We start from the raw sequence: 17691 nt of genomic DNA on the forward strand, positions 1-17691 counted from the left end.
GGAAGGAACGCCCGTGCCGACCCACTCCGCCACCGTGTCCCCCACCGTCCCGGACCACCCGACCCCGGCCGGCCGCCGCCCGCTCCGGCAGTTCGTCGGCGTGCCCCGTCGGGTGCTCGCCGGTCTGCTGCTGGCCGTGCTGGCGGCCGTGGCCGCGCCACCCGCCCCGGTGCAGGCCGCCGGCCCGGGGGTGGAGTGCCCGCCGGGCCAGAACGACTGCAGCGTCTGGGACGACGACCCCGGCACCCCCGGCGACCCGGGCGGTGGCACCGGACCGGGCAGCCCGAACAGCCCCGGCGCGGCCCCGAAGTGCCAGTGGAACGGCAAGCCGCTGCCCTGCTACAACCCGAACCTCGGCTGGTTCGACAACTCCAGCGGCTGCTACTACAAGGTCGCCGAGCCGCAGGAGGAGGCCCCCGAGGGTCAGGTGTGGTACGTCCAGACCTGCAACGGCGGTGACCTGGGCGCGCAGTCGATGGTGCTGCTCGACGGGCCGCCGCCCGGGTTCGGCACCCCGCCCGACCCGGAGGAACTGGCCCGGCGGGCGCTCGCCTCGATCAGCCTGCTGCCGCCCCGGGCGTCGGTCGCCCCCCGGCGCAGCCTCGGCCCCGGCCTGGTCGGTCTGCCGGTCTGGATGTGGGCCAGCAGCGGCCGGAACTACTTCGGCCCGCTCCGCGCCTCGGCCAGCGACCGGGGTCTCACCGTACGGATCACCGCGCAGGTCCAGCGGATCGTGTGGGACATGGGCAACGGCAGAAAGATCACCTGCAAGGGCCCCGGTACGCCCTACAAGGCGACCGGCCCGAACGCCGGCAAGAAGTCGCCGACCTGCGGCTACGACGGCTACCCCAAGGTCGGCAACTACCGGGTCAGCGCCACCACGTTCTGGAACGTGCACTGGGTCGGCGGTGGCCGCAGCGGCGACATCGCGCAGACCCGTACCAGCGGCGTGGTCGACATCCAGATCAAGGAACTCCAGGTGGTGACCCGATGAGCGCCCGTGCCGAGCTGATCTTGCGAGACCCGCAGTCGCGAACGGAGATGCACCAGTGAGTCTGGCCACCCGCGATGGAGTTCCGGTGGATGCGCCGATCGCCCCGCCCAGGGTGGTCCGGCAGCGCCGTACCCGGCCCGGCCTGCTCGGGCTCGCCGTGCTGCTGATCGCGTTGGGTGGCCTCGGGGCGGCCTTCGCGGTCACCTCGGTGCGGGCCACCGGCAGCTACCTGGCCATCGCCCGCCCGGTCGAGGTGGGTCGCATCCTGACCGCCGACGACCTGGTCAGCGTGCAGGTCTCCGGGGGCGCCGGGCTGTCCCCGGTGCCGGCGAAGAAGCGCGACGAGGTGGTCGGCAAGCGGGCCGCCGTGTCGCTGGTCCCCGGGTCACTGCTCACCATGGCGCAGCTCACCGACGCCCCGCTGCTCGGCCAGGGTCAGCAGCAGATCGCGCTGGGCCTGGAGCCGAGCAGGGTGCCGGCCCGCAAGCTGCACCCCGGTGACAAGGTGCTGCTGGTCAGCACCCCGGACGAGGACTCCGACAACTCGCCGTCGTCCACCCGGTTCACCGCCACGGTGATCGACACCCTCACCCCGGAGAACGACGACGTGGTGATCTACCTGGCGCTCGCCGTCCGGGACGTCCCGGCGGTGGTGGTGCTGGCCGCGCAGGAGCGGATCGCCGTCGTGCTGACCGAGGCGGCCTGACCATGGCCATCATCGCGCTGGTCTCGGCGAAGGGATCACCCGGCGTCACCACCACGGCGCTGGCCTGCACCCTGAGCTGGCACCGGCGGCTGGTGCTCGCCGAGTGCGACCCGGCCGGCGGCTCGGTGCTCGCCGGTTACCTGGGCGGTCAGCTCGACGGGCCACGCGGCATCGGCGAACTGGCCGTGGGCGAGCTGCGCGACGGCAGCCTGGAGTCGACGTTCTGGTCGCAACTTGTCGACCTGGACGCGCCGAGGCGGGAGCGGCTGCTGCTGCCCGGCGTGGTGGACCCGGCGCAGGCCGGCAGCGTCGCCCCGCTGTGGCAACGGTTCGCCGACTTCTTCCGCACCCTGGAGAAGGGCCGTCCCGGCTACGACGTGATCGTCGACTGTGGACGCCTCCAGGTCTTCGGGCCGCCCTGGCCGCTGTTGCGCGCCGCCGACGTGGTGCTGCTGGTGACCCGGGCGCAGCTCCCCGGGCTCTCCGGCACCCGGTCGATGATCCGGGCCATCGAACGGGACTTCACCCACCACCGGGTGCCCCCGGGCACGCTGCGGCTGGTGGTGGTCGGCGACGGGCACGGCAAGGCCGAGATCGGCAAGGCGTTGGGGGTGCCGGTGATCGCCCGGTTGCCGGAGGACCCGCGTACCGCGCAGGCGCTCAGCTTCGGCGGCACGGTCCGCGCCGGACGGCCGCTGATGCGCGCGGCGGCCGGGTTGGAGGCGCCGGTACGGGAGATCCTGGAGCAACGGCGGGCCCGGTTGGCCTGGCCGGCCCCGGCGCAGGGGGTGCCGGATGCGGTTTGAACCGGTCTCCCACGACCCGCGCACCCCGCCGCCGGGGGTCACCTCGACGATGCCGCCGCTGGCCCCGGTGAACGGCCGGCACCACGCCACCGCCCCGGCGACGCCACCGACCGCCGCCCCGCAGACGCTCCCGCCGGCCGCGCCACCCCGGCCGAAGGTGGACTTCGCGGTGGTCCGCGAGCTGCGCCGGGAGCTGAGCGAACGACTCACCCAGTGGCAGCGCGGCCGGGAGTTCGACGCCGACGCCGAGGAGGTCGAGCGGGCCCGGCTCGCCGTCGCCGTGGTCTCCGGCTACGCCGACGCGGTACGCCGGGCCGGTACCCCGCTCAGCGCCGACGAGGAACGGACCCTGCTCGACCAGGTGACCGCCGAGCTGGTCGGGCTGGGCCGGCTACAGACCCTGCTGGTCGACGACACCATCGAGGAGGTGCACATCCTCGGCTGCGACCAGGTGCGCATCACCCGGCACGGCGGCGGCGTCGACTGGGGTGAACCGATCGCCGACAGCGACGACGAACTGGTGGAGATCCTCCAGGCGGCGGCCCGGCGGGCCGGGGCCACCGAGCGGTCACTGTCCACCTCGAAGCCGACGCTGGACCTGCAACTGCCCGACGGCAGCCGGTTGGCGGCGGTGTTCCTGGTCAGCCACCGCCCCTACGCGGTGATCCGTAAGCACAACACGCTCGACGTCAGCCTCGACGACCTGGCCGGCAGCCGCCCCGACCTGGACGAGATGATCGACCCGCTGCTGCGCGACTTCCTCCGGGCGTCCATGCGGGCCGGGTTGAACATCATGGTCGCCGGGCTGGCCGGGGCCGGCAAGACCACGGTCATCCGGGCGCTGATGGACGAGATCCCGCCCGACGAGCCGTACGTGCTGCTGGAGGAGAGCCGGGAGCTGCTGCCGGCCCGGCGCGGGGACAAGCACCGGGCGGTGATGAGCTTCGAGTCCCGGGAGGGGCACGGCGAACGCGGCATGGACGGTCGACCCGCCGGCGAGGTGAGCATCGCCGACCTGATCCCGGTGTCGCTGCGGATGGGCGTGCTGCGGATCATCGTCGGCGAGGTCCGGTCCCGGGAGATCGTGCCGATGCTCCAGGCGATGACCACCAGCCGTGGGTCGATGTGCACCATCCACGCCCGTACCCCCGCCGGGGTGAGCGAGCGGATCATCGAGCTGGCCCTGGCGCACGGCCGGGAGATGACCGTCGACCAGGCCCGCCGGATGGCCGGCAACGCCCTCGACCTGATCGTGTACGTCACCGTCGAGGACGAGACCGCGATCGGCGGACGCAAGCACCGGTTCGTCTCGCACGTCGAGGAGGTGATCGGGGTAGGCGACGCCAACCGGATCACCACCACCACCGTCTTCGGGCCCGGCCCCGACGGTCGGGCCATCCCCCGCCACCTGCCGGAACGGGTCCGTGGTCAACTGCTGCGGGTCGGCTACGACGCCCGGCTGCTGTCCCGTTTCATCGAGGCCGGCGCGGGCGCGTGGCGTCGTCCCCGGCACAGCCACCTCGCCCCGGCGGTGCGCCGATGAGCACCATCGAACTGCTCGCGGTGATCTCCGGCGCGGCCTGCGTCGGCGGGATCGTGCTGGCCGTGGTGGCGCTGTTCGGCACCACCAAACCGACCCGGCCGGCGCGCAGTTCGACCACCGGGCTGCGCCGGCTCTGGCTCGGCTCCGGCACCAACCGGCGGGACCAGCGGGCGCACCAGATGACGTTGGGCGCGGCGGCGGTGGCGGGCGCGCTGGCGTTCCTGCTGACCGGGTTGCCGGTGGTGGGGCTGATCGTGGCGGTGGCGGTGCCGGGGGTGCCCTGGCTGTTCGCGGTGGGCCGGGCCGAGGAGCGGGCGATCACCCGGATCGAGGCGGTCGGCGAGTGGACCCGTCGGCTCAAGGACGTCTCCAACACCGGGCAGGGCCTCCAGCAGGCGATCGTCACCACCATCGCCACCGTCCCGGAGGAGATCCAGGAGGAGGTACGGCTGCTCGCCGCCCGCCTCCAGGCCGGCTGGACGGCCCGGTCCGCCCTGCTGGCGTTCGCCGACGAGATCGGTGACCCGGTCTGCGACCAGGTGGTCGCCGCGCTGATCCTGCACCTGACCGACCGGGGTGAACGCCTCGGCGACGTGCTCGGCTCCATCGCGTCGGCCGCCTCCGCCGAGGTGGCCACCCGGCGCGAGGTGGAGGCCAAGCGCACCCAGCCCCGGTTCGCGGTCCGCTTCCTCACCGGGATGACCCTGGCCGTGCTGGCGTACGGGCTGGTCAACACCGAGTACGTCAGGCCGTACGGGACGTTCTTCGGCCAGGTGCTGATGGCGGTGCTCGCCACGGCGTTCATCGCCCTGCTGGCCTGGGTACGCGCGATGAGCCAACCCCCGCCGCCGCCCCGGTTCCTGCCCAGGCCCGACCCGGCGGAGGTGATCGCGTGACGCTCAACTGGCAGCTCACCATCGCGGTGCTGGGCGGGGCGGCCATCGGGCTCGGCCTGTTCCTGCTGGTCCGGGAGGCTTTGCCGGCCTCCCCGGCGCTCGGCCCGGCGCTACGCCGGCTGCACCAGCCGGCGGGCACCGCCGTCGCCGCCGGCCGCGGGCCGGACTGGGTGGGGGGCTTCGCCCGCTGGCTGCGCCCGCCGCACCGCCAGCTCGCCCTGCTCGACCAGACCCCCGAGCAGTACACGATGTCGATCCTGCTCTCCGCCCTGGTCGGGTTGGCCACCCCGACGGTGGCGGGGGCGCTGCTCTTCCTGGCCGGGGTGAGCATGCCGGTGGTCGTACCGGTGCTGGGCAGTCTGGGGTTGGCGCTGTTCTGCGCGCTGCTCGCGCACCGGTCGGTGCTGGCCAAGGCGGACACCGCCCGGGAGGAGTTCCGCGCGGCGGTCTGCACCTACCTGGACCTGGTGGCGTTGCAGTTGTCGGCGGCGCACGGCCCGGTGCAGTCGCTGGAACGCGCGGCGGCGGTCTGCGACGGCTGGGTCTTCGCCCGCATCCGGGAGTCGCTGCGGATCGCCCAGATGCAGATGCACTCGCCCTGGGACGAGTTGCAGGAGCTGGCCGAGAAGATCGGCATTCCGGAGCTGGGTGACGTCGGGGCGATCATGCGGTCCTCCGGCAGCGAGGGCGCCCAGGTGCACGAGACGCTGCGCAGCCGCGCCGAGTCGCTCCGGGACCAGATCCGCACCGACAACCTGGCCCGCGCCGAGGGCGTCACCAGCCGGCTGGACATTCCCGGCTCTCTGCTGGTCTTCGTGCTGCTGGCGTTCATCCTCTATCCGTTCCTCGCCCGCATGTGAGCAACCGACCCCTGAGAAGGAGCCCCGCCATGCACCTCGTCACGTTCCTCTACGTCGCCACAGTGACCCGGCTGGCCGAGCTACGCCGCGAGGCGGAGCGGGGCGACAGCCCGGTCCCGACCGCCGTGATCATCGCCGGCCTGGTGGTGGCCGGAGCCGCAGTCACCGTCCTGGTCAAAGAGAAGGCCGAGACCTGGATGAAGAGCATCGCGAACCCGTGACCCGCGTCCCCCTGGCCGGCTCGTGCCGGGACCGGACGGCCCCCGTCGCCCAGTTCCGGTGCGCACCCCTGCGCGCACCCGACGCCGGACGTGCCGTGCCGGGCCGGCTTCGTGCCGCCGGCCGGGCCGCCCGTCGCCGGCTCACCGCCGGGGGTACGGACCGGGGGGCCAACCCCGTGGAACTGGCCGTGGTGATGCCGGCGGTGCTGGTGCTGCTCTTCGGCTCCATCCAGATCGCCGCCTGGTTCGTGGCCCGGTCGACGGCGATGCACGCCGCCCAGAGCGGGGTGAACGCGCAACGGGTCCTGGAGGCGCCGGCCGGGGCGGGTGAGGCCCGCGCCAAGCACTTCCTCGGTGCCGCCGGGGACTGGCTGGTCGGCGCGAAGACCACCTGCGCCACCACCGCGACCGAGGTGACCTGCACGGTCACCGGGAAGTCCCTGAGCGTCATCCCGGCCGTCCGGTTCGACGTCCGGCAGACCGCCCACGGCACCGTCGAACGGTGGACGAACCCGTGACCGGCCACCCGCCCCCGCGCACCGGGCGACCCTGGCGTGACCTGCTGACCCGGCCCGCCCGGGGGAAGCGGGCCGTGGCCCACGCCCTGTGGTCCGGCTGCCCCGCCGAGACGGTCGTGCACGCCGCCGGGCGCACCCCGGGCGACGTGCCGGTGGACCGTGCTGCGGGGCGTACACGGGGGTCGGTGTCGGTGGAGGTGGCGGTGCTGGCCCCGGCGTTCCTGGCGCTGCTGATGCTGGCCGGGGTGGCCGGGCGGGTCGCGGTCGCCGACGAGGCGGTGGAGGCGGCGGCCCACGACGCCGCGCGGGCCGCCTCGATCGCCCGCGACGCCGGCGCGGCGGAGAGCGCCGCGCGGTCGGCCGCCCGACGGCAGCTCGACTGGCGGGGCCTCAACTGCGCCAGCGCACCCCAGGTCACGGTCTGGGGTTCCACCCGCAACTCCGACCACACGTCGCTGGGCGCGGCGTTCCGCACCCAGCTCGGCGAGCCGGCGAGCGTCTGGGTACGGGTGAGCTGCACGGTCTCCTTCGCCGGGATGCGCTTCCCCGGGCTGCCGATGGGCGACAAGCGGGTCGAGGCGACGTTCGGCTCCCCGCTCGACCGTTACCGGAGCCGGCAGTGACCGCCCGCCCCACCGGCGACGAGGGCCGGATCAGCCTGTTCCTGGCCGTCGCCATGATCGGCGTGCTGGCGGTCATCGGCGTCGCGTACGACGGCGCGGGTCAGCTGCGTACCCTGCAACGCGCCGACGACCTGGCCGCCGAGGCGGCCCGCAGCGGCGGCCAGGTGATCGACCGGGCCGCCGCGATCGAGGGCCGACCCAAGGTGATCGACGAGCCGGGTGCCCGCGCGGCCGTCACGCAGTACCTGCGGGGCAACTCCGACGTGACCGGCCAGCAGGTCAGCTTCCCGGTGGTGGCCGGCGAGAAGCAGATCCGGGTACGCGTCACCGTCGTCTACCGCCGGCACCTGCTCGGCCTGATCGGCATGGACCGCACCGTCACCGTGGCCGGCGAGGCGACCGCCCGCACCCTCACCGACCGACCATGAACCCGCTGGCCCGACGGACCCGTCGGCCCACGCACCCGGTGCCCCCGCACCGGCAGACCGTAGGAAGGAGGGCAGCATGACCACACCGCGTGGTTCCACCGCCCGACGAACCGGCCAGTTGCTCACCGGCTTCGGGTCGCTGGTGGTCCTGGTGGCGTTGCTGGTCGGCGCACCGGTGGCGCTGCTCGCCTTCGCCGGCAACCCGCTGCCCGACCACCTGCCGACCCTCAGCGAGGTCGGCACCGTGCTGACCAGCCGGGACGACGGTCAGCTCTTCATCCGGGCGCTCGCGCTGGTGGGCTGGTTCGGCTGGGCGACGTTCGCCTTCTCGGTGCTGGTGGAGATCGGCGCCCAGGTGACCCGCCGGCAGACACCCCGGCTGCCCGGTATGCGCCGGCAGCAGCGGGCGGCGGCGGCCCTGCTGGGTTCGGTCGCGCTGATCATCGCGGCCAGTCCGGCGGCGAGCGCGGCCGTGACGCTGACCCAGCCGATGCCGGCCGCCGCCGGCACCGGGGTGGCGACGACGCTGGACGCCTCGCGTACCGGCCTGGGGGCCGCCCCCAGCGCCGGCATCGGTGGTGCCGCCCTCGGTGCCGCCCCCGGTACCGGTCTCGGCCCCGTCCCCGGTGCCGAGAAGCCGGCCACGAAGCCGGTCTACCGGGTGGCCCGGGGCGACTACCTGGGCGAGGTGGCCGAACGCTACCTGGACGACTTCGACCGCTACCCCGAGGTGGCCCGGCTCAACGACCTGCGCGACGCCGACCGGATCAGGCCGGGCCAGCTCATCCGGCTCCCCGCCGAGGCCGACGACACCGGTGCCCGGCGGCACGCCAGCGGCCACCTCGTCCCGGGTACGCCCCGCAAGCCGTCGCCGCGCCCGCCCGCCACCACCCCCGGCGGCCAGGCCGACCCGCAGCACCAGGGTGCGCCTTCCACGCCGGGCAAGCCGACCGGGCCCGCCGCCGCGAAGCCGACCGGTCCGGCCACCCCGAAGCCGGGGAAGATCGGGCCCGCCACCCCGCAGACGGCCACCCCGCAGACCGCCCAACCGCCCGCCGAGCGGCCGGTCGGCGTACCACCGGCGATGGCCGCCGGGGCGTCCCGGGGCACCCCGGACGACCCGATCAACAGGCCGCTGGCCGTGTCGGCGGTACTGGCCGTGGCGAGCATCGTCGGCGCGCAGATCGGTGCGGTGCTCGGCCTGCGTCGCCGCCCCGTCCGGGTGACCGCCGGCCGTACCTCGGCCGCCCGGATCGCCGCGGCCCGGATGTCCACCACCGGTCGCACCCCGGGCCGCTCGATGGGCAGCCGCGCCTCCGCCGCCCGGGACCTGGTGACCGGCCGCCACCGCCGCGACTGACCCCTGTCCCACCCCCACCCGCTCCGCCCCGCCGCCGTCCGCCCGCTCCGGCTAGCCCGCCCCAGCGGGGTCGCCCCGGTGATCAAGAGGTTTGCGTCAGGTTGGAGATCGACTTTGACGCAAACCTCTTGATCGACCTCCAAAAGCGAGAGCGGGGGTGTGGAGGCGGGGGCGGGGTTTGGGGGGTTAGGGGAGGCGGGTTTGGAGGGTGCCGTCTACCACGCGGGTGGGGAGGATCTGCTGGTCGGTGGCGGACGGGCCGTGGACGACCTCGCCGCCGTTGAGCCGGAACGCCGAGCCGTGCCAGGGGCAGACCACACAGGCGTGCCCGTCGATCTCCTGCACCTCGCCCTCGCCGAGCGGGCCGCTCTGGTGCGGGCAGCGCTCCAGCATGACGGTGACCTCGTCGCCGTGCCGGTAGAGGATCACCGAGACGTCGTCCACCTCACGGGTCACCAACGTGCGCTGCGGCAGCCCGGCCAGGTCGGCCACCGGCCGCCACCCGTCGCCCATCCGGTGCAGCTCGGAGACGCTCTGGCTGACCTGCGCCCCCTGCTTGTACGCCAGGTGCCCGCCGAGGTACGCCCCGGCGCTCGCCGCGCCCAGCCCCAGGTAGGCCAGGGCCCGCCCGACGCCGTGCCGGCCGGTCAACCGGGCCGCGAGGGAGCCGGCGTAGAGGGTCAGGCCGACGGTGTTGGCGGCGGCGTGCACCAGCCCCACCCGACGCTGGTCCCGGGAGAGTTCCGCCCAGTCGTTGAGCCCGGCCACGGCGGCGGGAACCGCGCTCACGGTGCCCAGCGCGACCAGGGTGGTGGCCGCCCGACGCTGCCCGGGGAGCAGGTCGACCACCGCGGCGCTGATCCAGGCCCCCACCGGCACCTGCACCATCGCCGGGTGCAGCGGATGGCCCAGGAAGACGCCGTGCAGCAGGTCGCGTACCCGCTGCGGGCGCAGGGTCGCCTGGACGGCACGCTGCAACCGGTCGCCGGTACGGTCCAGCGCGGTGGCCTGTTCGAGTTTCGTCATCAACGCTCGCACCCCGTCCGACTTCCCGCCTGACCGGGTCGCAAACCGGGCGACCGGCACCAATCCGGGTTCCCGCCCCGATCGACCCGACAGCGCCCAGGCGACACCATCGACCCCGCAACATCCCGCCACCGGCGTCGCGCATGCGTCGTTTCGGCCACGAAGATCCACTCAACGGAGTCCCGACAGCGGCATCAGCGCCCCGAGACACCGCAACATCGCCCCACCAGCGCCATCCCCCGCCAGCGCCACGACCCACGGGCGCGGCGCGTGCGGGATGCTGGGGGGATGGCGGTGCATGTTGTCCGGGACGGGGCGGTTACCACGGTGATCCTCGACCGGGCGGCGTCCCGCAACGCCGTCGACGGGCCGACCGCGCGGGCGCTCGCCGACGCGTTCCGCGCGTTCGAGGCCGACCCCGAGGCCCGGGTCGCGGTGCTCTGGGGTGCGGGCGGCACGTTCTGCTCGGGTGCCGACCTCAAGGCCATCGGCACGCCCAGCGGCAACCGGGTCGAGCCCGACGGCGACGGCCCGATGGGTCCGACCCGGATGGCACTGTCCAAGCCGGTCATCGCGGCGATCTCCGGGTACGCGGTGGCGGGCGGCCTGGAGTTGGCGCTCTGGTGCGATCTGCGGGTCGCCGAGTCGGACGCGGTGCTCGGGGTGTTCTGCCGACGCTGGGGGGTGCCGCTGATCGACGGTGGCACCGTACGGCTGCCCCGGCTGATCGGCCAGAGCCGGGCGATGGACCTGATCCTCACCGGGCGTCCGGTGCCCGCCGACGAGGCGTACGCGATGGGGTTGGTCAACCGGGTGGTCGCGCCGGGTGAGTCGCGGGCGGCGGCCGAGCGGCTGGCCGCCGAGATCGCCCGGCACCCGCAGACCTGCCTGCGCAACGACCGGGCGTCGGTGCTGGCCGGGGCCGACCTGCCCGAGCCGGAGGCGCTCGCCACCGAACTCGCCTACGGGATGGACTCGCTCGCGTCTGACGCGCCGGCCGGCGCGGCCCGGTTCGCCGCCGGCGCCGGCCGCCACGGCGAGTGAACCGACCCGCACCGAAACCACCCACCAGCCGGCCCGCGCCGACCGCACGCGCCGCCCGGCCGGAGCCGGGCGGCGCGGTGGCTCAGCTCAGGTCGTCCAGGGCGCTCTGGATGGCCCGGTGGAACGTCGGGTACGCGTAGATCATGTGCCGGAGCTGGCTGACCGGTACGGCCGCGTGCACCGCCACCACCAGCGCCGAGAGCACCTCGCCGCCGGCCGGGCCGACCGAGGTCGCACCGATCAGCACCCCCTGGTCGGCGTCGGCGATCACCTTGATGAAGCCGCCCGGCTCGCTCTTGTGGATCCAGCCCCGGGTGGACGACGACAGCTCGGTGAACCCGACCTGCACGTTGATGCCCCGCTCGCGGGCCTGCCGTTCGGTGAGCCCGACCGCGCCCACCTCGGGGTCGGTGAAGGTGACCCGGGGCAGTGCCCGGTAGTCGGCCCGGGGCACGGTGCCGGCGGCACCACTGGGGCCGGCCGCGCCCATCGCCCCTCCGACGGCACTGGCCGCGCCCATCGCGCCACCGACCACGCTGGCGGTGCCGCTGGCGTCGGGGCCGGCCTCGGCCCGCCGGACCCGGTCGAGCACGTCGGCGACCACGATCGACGCCTGGTACATGGCGATGTGGGTGAACGCGCCCTCGCCGGTGACGTCCCCGACCGCCCAGATCCCGTCGGTGACGTGCATCCGGTCGTCCACCGGCAGGTAGCGCTGCCCGGCGTCGATCCCGACGGTGTCCAGCCCCAGCTCGTCCAGGTGGGCCCGGCGGCCGGTGACCACCAGGAGCTGGTCGGCGCTGAACGACCGGTCACCGGCGTGCACGGTGAACGTGTCGCCGTCGTGGTCGATCCGCTCGGCCCGGACGTCGGTGGCGATCTCCACCCCGTCGGCGCGCAACGCGGCGGCGGCCACCTCGGACGACTCCGGTTCCTCGAGGGCGAGGATCCGGCCGGACGCCTCCAGCACGGTCACCCGGACCCCGAACCGGGCGAAGACCTGCGCCAGTTCCGCCCCGATCGCCCCACCACCGAGGACCAGCAGGCTCGCCGGCAGCTCCGCCGCCTCGATCGCCTGGTGGTTCGTCCAGTACGGGGTGTCGGCCAGCCCGTCGATGGGCGCGATCGAGGGGCGGGTACCGGTGCCGAGGACGATGCCGTGCCGGGCCTGGAACACCTGGTCACCCACCCGGACCCGGCCGGGGCCGTCCAGCCGGCCGCTGCCGCGCAGGAACCGGCCGCCCTTGCCGGTGAACCGGTCCACGGCGGCCCGGTCGTTCCAGTCGTCGGTGGCCTCCTCCCGGATGCGTTTCGCCACCGCCGCCCAGTCGGCCCGGACCTGCGCCGATCCGGCCAGCCCGTCGACCCGACGGGCCTCGGCCAGGGCGTTCGCCGCCCGGATCATCATCTTGCTGGGGATGCACCCCCAGTACGGGCACTCCCCGCCGACCAGGTCCCGTTCGACGCCGACGACGCTCAGGCCGGCCTCGGCGAGCCGCCCGGCCACCTCCTCGCCGCCCACGCCGAGCCCGACCACGACCACGTCCACCAGTTCCGGCTCTGCCATCCCGCCAGCATTCCGCACGGCCCCGCCCCCGGCCACCGCTCCACCCCGGAGTTCCCGCCCAAGTGCGCCCGGCCGGGCCAGCGCAGCCGGACCGGGTCAACGCAAGCCGGGGCGGGTCAGCGCAAGCCGGGGCGGGTCAGCGCAGCCAGACCGGGTCGGCGCCGGGCACCTCCAGCGGTGGCGGGTAGTCGAGGGTGCGACGGACCTCGGGGGGCAGCCGCCACGGCTGGTGCACGGCCTTGCCGGCGACCGTCGCCAGCTCCGGCACCCAGCGGCGGACGTACCCGCCGTCGGGGTCGTAGCGTTCGGCCTGGCGGACGGGGTTGAGTCCCCGGTAGGGGCGGCTGTCGTTGCCGGTGCCGGCCACCCACTGCCAGTTGCCGGAGTTGTCGGGCACGTCGCCGTCGAGCAGCCAGCGGGAGAAGACCGCGAGGCCGGGCCGCCAGTCGAGGCCGAGCACCTTGGTCAGGTAGCCGGCGGTGATCAGCCGGGCCCGGTTGTGCATCCAGCCCTCGGCGTGCAGTTGGCGCATGCCGGCGTCCACGATCGGCATCCCGGTGCGGCCGTCGGTCCAGGCGTCCAGTGCCGCCGCGTCGTACCGCCATTCCTCGGTGGCCCCGCGCCGGTACGCCTTCGCCGCGATCTCCGGGAAGGCGGCGGTGACCTGGTGGTAGAAGTCCCGCCAGCAGAGCTGCCTGACGAACGGGTGCCCCCGGTCGTCGGCCCGGTTCGCCACCGTCAGCGGGGACAGGCAGCCGAACCGCAGGTACGGGCTGAGTCGGGAGGTCTCGTCGGCGGCCAGGTCGTCGTGGATGTCGTCGTACCGGGAAAGGGTGGGCAACCACTGCGTGAGCCGGCGCCGCCCGACGGACTCGCCGCCGACCGCGGCGTCCGGCGACTCCCCCTGCGGTGCCGCCGGCAGCCGACCGACGGCGATCCCGGCGGGCAGCGTGACCCGCCGGGGCGCGGCCAGTTCCTCCCGCCACCGCGCCCCCGACCAGACCCGGTGGTACGGGGTGAACACCCGGTAGTGGTCTCCGCCGCCGGGTCGCAGCTCCCCCGGTTCGACGACGGTCACCCCGGGGAACAGCCGCAGGAACATGCGGTGCCTGTCGCACTCGGCGCGCAGTCGCCGTTCCCGGCGGTGGGCGTAGCGGCTGACGTCGGCGGACAGTCCGATCCCCTCGGCGTCGACCTCGCGGGCGAGCCGGATCGTCTCGGCCACCGGGTCGCCCCGGCGGATCACCAGGTCCCCGCCGAGGGTGCGCAGGGTGTCCCGCAGTTCGGCGAGGCACTGGTGCAGGAACCGGTTGCGGTTGGGCGAGTGGCCGGCCAGCGCCGGGTCGAGGACGTACAGCGGCACCACCCGGTCGAACGCGGCGCAGGCCGTCGCCAGGGCCGGGTGGTCGTGCACCCGCAGGTCGCGGGTGAACAGCACGACCGCCGTACGACCGCTCACGACACCGCCGGGCCGGGCACCACGACCGGGGTGCCGGTACGGGTGAGCAGTGCCTTCGCCGCCACCGCGAGCCGTCGCCGCTGGGGCACCACGGCCCGCTGGGCGAACACGTCGTAGTCCTGGGCGGCGACCTCGTCGAGGATGCCGCCGTAGAGGGCGTAGGCGGTGCGCATGCACGCCTGGGAGGCGGGGGCGAGCAGGGTGATGCCCGGCGCGGCGGCGGCGTAGTGGGCCTGGGCGCGGGTCACCTCGTACTCGACGAGGTCGCGGATGCGGTCGGTGCTGCGGCCGGCGGCCCGCGCGGCGAGCAGGTCCTCGCGGGTGACGTTGAACTTGGCCAGGTCCTCGTCGGGCAGGTAGGTGCGGCCCCGGTCGAGGTCCTCGGCGACGTCCCGGATGAAGTTGGTGAGCTGGAAGGCGAATCCGAGCTGCCGGGCCGGCTCCCGGGCGGCGACCGGGTCGGAGCTGCCGAGGATGGGCAGCATCATGGTGCCGATGACCGCCGCCGAGCCCTCCATGTAGTCGAGCAGGTCGTCGTAGGTCGGGTAGGCCATGACGGTCAGGTCCATCGCCATGCTGCGCAGGAACGACGCGAAGTCGGCGCGGTCCAGGTCGAACACGGCGATGGTGTGCAGCACCGCCGGCAGCAGCGGGTCGTCGACCGGTTCGCCGTGCAGTCCGGCGACGAAGCGGGCACCCCAGGCGTCCAGGCGGGCGGCGCGTTCGGCGGGCGGCAGGTCCTCGGTGCGGTCGACGATCTCGTCGGCGTAGCGGGTGAATCCGTACAGGGCGTGCACGTGCCGCCGTTTCCATGCGGGCAGCAGCCGGGTGGCGAGATAGTAGGTGCGGCCGTGGTGTTTGTGCAGCTCCTGGGAGCGGGCGTAGGCAGCGGTGAGATCGGTGTCCACCCGGGCCTCCTCGGATTCGACGCAGCAATCGACGCAACTCGTAACCCTAGGGTACGCTCCCCCACATGGCCAACGACGCAGTTGCGGGTAATGCGCTCCGCGTCGCACCGGAACAGCCGGGAGCGACGGACGATCCGGTCCGCGGCGTACTGGCCGCTTACGCCCGTGACCTGGTCAACGGGGTCGACGAGACGTTGTCGGCGTTCCTCGCCCGGGAGGTCGACGCGCTGACCGAGATCGACGCAGCGATGGGCGGTTTCGCCGCGACGGCACGCGACTGCGTGCTGGCCGGCGGCAAGCGGGTCCGCCCGACCTTCGCCTACTGGGGCTGGCGGGGGGTGGTGGGCGGCGACGAGCCGTTGCCCACGGTGCTGCCCGCGCTCGCCGCACTGGAACTCCTGCACACCTTCGCCCTGGTGCACGACGACGTGATGGACGCCTCCGACACGCGGCGCGGCCTGCCCACCGCGCACCGGGCCGCCGCCGAGCGGCACGTCACCGCCGGCCACACCGGTGACCCGCACCGGTTCGGCGAGTCGGTCGCCGTCCTCATCGGCGACCTCTGCCTGGTCTGGGCCGACCGGCTGCTCGCCCACGCCGCCCTGCCGCCGTCCCGGCTCATGGAGGTGCGGCGCTGCTACGACCAGATGCGGGTCGAGACCATCGCCGGGCAGTACCTCGACGTGCTCGGCGAGAACGACGCGGCGAACTGGTCGGTGGACCGGGCGCTGCGGGTGGCCCGCTACAAGACCGCCAGCTACACGGTGCAGCGTCCGCTGCTCTTCGGCGCCTGCCTGGCCGGCACCGACGCCGACGCGCCGCTGATCGCCGCGTACACCCGGTACGGGCTGGCGGTCGGTGAGGCGTTCCAGCTCCGCGACGACCTGCTCGGCGTCTACGGCGACCCGGCCACCACCGGCAAGCCGGCCGGCGACGACCTGCGTACCGGCAAGCCGACCACGCTGCTGATGCTCGCCCGGCAACTCGCCACCGGCGGCCAGCGGCGGGCGTTGGAGCGGTCCGGCAACCCCACCTCCGTCCGGGAGCTGGCCCGGCTGGCCGACCTCGTCGCCGACACCGGTGCGGTCGCCCGGGTGGAACACATGATCTCCGACCGGGTCGCCGACGCGCTGGCCGCGCTGGAGACCGCGTCGATCGACGAGACCGCGCGCACCGCGCTGACCGGTCTCGCCACCGCCGCCACCACGCGGCGGGCTTGATGGGCAACTTCGTGAAGGAGGTGGTCGCGTGCGGACCGTGACGGGACGTACGGACCGGGTGGTGGTCGTGGGCGCCGGCCTGGGCGGGCTGGCGTGCGCGCTGCACCTGGCCGGCAGCGGCCGGCAGGTGACCGTGCTGGAACGCGAACCGGTGCCGGGTGGTCGGGCCGGCCGGCTCAGCGTCGACGGGTACGAGTTCGACACCGGTCCCACCGTGCTCACCATGCCCGACCTGATCGCCGAGGCGCTGGGAGCGGTCGGCGAGGAGCTGCACGACTGGCTCGACCTGACCCCGCTGGACCCCGCCTACCGGGCCTACTACCCGGACGGCTCCACGCTGGACGTGATCACCGACACCGCCCGGATGGCGGCCGAGATCTCCCGGGTCTGCGGCCCGCGCGAGGCCGACGGCTACCTGCGGTTCGTCGACTACGCCCGCAACCTGTGGAACTGGGAGCGGGCCGACTTCATCGACCGCAACCTGGACGCCCCGACCGACCTGCTCACCGGCAACCTGCTGAAACTGCTGGCGAACGGGGCGTTCCGCCGCCTCCAAACCAAGATCAACCAATTCTTCTCCGACCCGCGCACCCAGCGGATCTTCTCCTTCCAGGCGATGTACGCCGGGCTCGCGCCGCACGACGCGCTGGCCATCTACAGCGTCATCGCGTACCTCGACTCGGTGGCCGGGGTCTACTTCCCGCGCGGCGGCATCCACGCGGTCTCCAGGGGGATGGCCGGCGCGGCCGAGAAGCACGGCGTCCAGATCCGGTACGACAACACGGTCGCCCGAGTGGAGACCGCCAACGGCCGGGCCACCGGCGTGGTCACCGCCGACGGCGAGCTGATCCCGGCCGACGTGGTGGTGCTCAACCCGGACCTGCCGGTCGCCTACCGCGACCTGCTGCCCGAGGGCCGGCAGCGGAAGCTGACCTACTCGCCGTCCTGCGTCGTCCTGCACGTCGGATCGACGCAGGGGTATGGGAAGATCGCTCATCACAACATCCACTTCGGACGGTCCTGGAAGGGCACCTTCGACGAGGTGATCGGGCGCGGTGAGCTGATGACCGACCCGTCGCTGCTGGTCACCAACCCGAGCCGGACCGACCCGTCGGTCGCCCCGGCCGGCCGGCACACCTACTACGTGCTGGCCCCGGTGCCCAACCTCGACCGGGCCCCGTTCGACTGGCGGGGTGACCTGAGCCGGCGCTACGCCGACCAGCTCGTCGCCACGCTGGAGGAACGCGGGTACGTCGGGTTCGGCGCCGGCATCGAGGTGTTGCGTACGATCACCCCCGCCGAGTGGGAGGAGCAGGGAATGGCCGCCGGTACGCCGTTCGCCGCCGCGCACAGCCTCTTCCAGACCGGGCCGTTCCGCCCGTCCAACCTGCACCGCAGCCTGCCCAACGTCGTCTTCACCGGTTCCGGCACCCAGCCCGGCGTGGGCGTGCCGATGGTGCTGATCTCCGGCAAGCTGGCCGCCAACCGCATCACCGGCGCGGGTCGGTGACC

Annotated in this window: 18 protein-coding genes; 14 read left to right on the forward strand and 4 right to left on the reverse strand. The window is 74.1% G+C overall.

Translation table 11 applies throughout. The annotated features are described in order from the left end of the window. Positions 1–13: 13 nt before the first annotated feature. From ACN265_RS30045 to ACN265_RS30095, 11 genes are all read left to right on the forward strand, one after another. Positions 14–994, forward strand: coding sequence for a hypothetical protein (locus ACN265_RS30045; RefSeq protein WP_421410786.1), 981 nt, complete (start codon positions 14–16; stop codon positions 992–994). A gap of 55 nt (positions 995–1049) precedes the next feature. After that, positions 1050–1700 carry an SAF domain-containing protein gene (locus ACN265_RS30050; protein ID WP_204925665.1) on the forward strand — a complete coding sequence of 217 codons (651 nt, stop codon included), beginning with the start codon at positions 1050–1052 and terminating at the stop codon, positions 1698–1700. Positions 1701–1702: 2 nt separating this feature from the next. Beyond that, positions 1703–2506 (forward strand): AAA family ATPase, encoded by an 804-nt coding sequence (locus tag ACN265_RS30055; protein ID WP_357925206.1) that lies wholly within the window; start codon positions 1703–1705, stop codon positions 2504–2506. Beyond that, the gene (locus ACN265_RS30060; RefSeq protein WP_421410787.1) at positions 2496–4049 is read left to right on the forward strand and encodes a CpaF family protein; all 1554 of its coding nucleotides are present in this window, start codon (positions 2496–2498) and stop codon (positions 4047–4049) included. Before ACN265_RS30055 ends, ACN265_RS30060 begins: the two co-directional genes overlap by 11 nt. Then, entirely contained in the window at positions 4046–4945 is a 900-nt protein-coding gene (locus ACN265_RS30065; protein WP_421410788.1) for a type II secretion system F family protein, read from the forward strand. Before ACN265_RS30060 ends, ACN265_RS30065 begins: the two co-directional genes overlap by 4 nt. Next, positions 4942–5805, forward strand: coding sequence for a type II secretion system F family protein (locus ACN265_RS30070; protein WP_420119282.1), 864 nt, complete (start codon positions 4942–4944; stop codon positions 5803–5805). Before ACN265_RS30065 ends, ACN265_RS30070 begins: the two co-directional genes overlap by 4 nt. A 29-nt stretch (positions 5806–5834) precedes the next feature. Next, positions 5835–6026 carry a hypothetical protein gene (locus tag ACN265_RS30075; protein WP_363649944.1) on the forward strand — a complete coding sequence of 64 codons (192 nt, stop codon included), beginning with the start codon at positions 5835–5837 and terminating at the stop codon, positions 6024–6026. Positions 6027–6121: 95 nt separating this feature from the next. Continuing rightward, on the forward strand, positions 6122–6544 hold the full coding sequence (locus ACN265_RS30080; RefSeq protein WP_307826198.1) for a pilus assembly protein: 423 nt from the start codon (positions 6122–6124) through the stop codon (positions 6542–6544). 152 nt (positions 6545–6696) lie between these two features. After that, the gene (locus ACN265_RS30085; RefSeq protein ID WP_204925956.1) at positions 6697–7167 is read left to right on the forward strand and encodes a TadE/TadG family type IV pilus assembly protein; all 471 of its coding nucleotides are present in this window, start codon (positions 6697–6699) and stop codon (positions 7165–7167) included. A 53-nt stretch (positions 7168–7220) separates the two neighbouring features. Then, entirely contained in the window at positions 7221–7595 is a 375-nt protein-coding gene (locus ACN265_RS30090) for a hypothetical protein (protein ID WP_088642087.1), read from the forward strand. A gap of 76 nt (positions 7596–7671) precedes the next feature. Further along, positions 7672–8955 carry a LysM peptidoglycan-binding domain-containing protein gene (locus ACN265_RS30095; protein WP_421410789.1) on the forward strand — a complete coding sequence of 428 codons (1284 nt, stop codon included), beginning with the start codon at positions 7672–7674 and terminating at the stop codon, positions 8953–8955. Positions 8956–9141: 186 nt separating this feature from the next. Here ACN265_RS30095 and ACN265_RS30100 read toward each other — a convergent pair whose 3' ends face one another. After that, the gene (locus tag ACN265_RS30100) at positions 9142–9981 is read right to left on the reverse strand and encodes a Rieske 2Fe-2S domain-containing protein (protein ID WP_363649940.1); all 840 of its coding nucleotides are present in this window, start codon (positions 9979–9981) and stop codon (positions 9142–9144) included. Between the two features lie 288 nt (positions 9982–10269). Here ACN265_RS30100 and ACN265_RS30105 point away from each other — a divergent pair, with 288 nt between their 5' ends. After that, on the forward strand, positions 10270–11025 hold the full coding sequence (locus ACN265_RS30105; protein ID WP_421410790.1) for a crotonase/enoyl-CoA hydratase family protein: 756 nt from the start codon (positions 10270–10272) through the stop codon (positions 11023–11025). A gap of 82 nt (positions 11026–11107) precedes the next feature. Here the strand turns inward: ACN265_RS30105 and ACN265_RS30110 are convergent, their stop codons facing one another. From ACN265_RS30110 to ACN265_RS30120, 3 genes are all read right to left on the reverse strand, one after another. Next, a complete protein-coding gene (locus tag ACN265_RS30110) occupies positions 11108–12592 on the reverse strand; it encodes a dihydrolipoyl dehydrogenase family protein (protein ID WP_421410791.1) in 1485 nt (494 codons plus the stop codon). Positions 12593–12728: 136 nt separating this feature from the next. Next, positions 12729–14051, reverse strand: coding sequence for a cryptochrome/photolyase family protein (locus ACN265_RS30115; RefSeq protein ID WP_421410792.1), 1323 nt, complete (start codon positions 14049–14051; stop codon positions 12729–12731). Then, complete coding sequence (locus ACN265_RS30120) at positions 14048–14959, reverse strand: phytoene/squalene synthase family protein (protein ID WP_204928419.1); 912 nt, start codon at positions 14957–14959, stop codon at positions 14048–14050. The genes ACN265_RS30115 and ACN265_RS30120 overlap by 4 nt, the downstream gene beginning before the upstream one ends. Before the next feature lie 65 nt (positions 14960–15024). Between ACN265_RS30120 and ACN265_RS30125 the strand changes: the two genes are divergently transcribed. Further along, the gene (locus tag ACN265_RS30125) at positions 15025–16179 is read left to right on the forward strand and encodes a polyprenyl synthetase family protein (RefSeq protein WP_204928420.1); all 1155 of its coding nucleotides are present in this window, start codon (positions 15025–15027) and stop codon (positions 16177–16179) included. 28 nt (positions 16180–16207) lie between these two features. Beyond that, positions 16208–17689, forward strand: a complete 1482-nt coding sequence (crtI, locus tag ACN265_RS30130; protein ID WP_421410793.1) for a phytoene desaturase family protein — start codon at positions 16208–16210, stop codon at positions 17687–17689. Positions 17690–17691: the final 2 nt, after the last annotated feature.

It is taken from the genome of Micromonospora sp. WMMD730 (assembly GCF_049178955.1).
Lineage (GTDB): Bacteria > Actinomycetota > Actinomycetes > Mycobacteriales > Micromonosporaceae > Micromonospora > Micromonospora wenchangensis.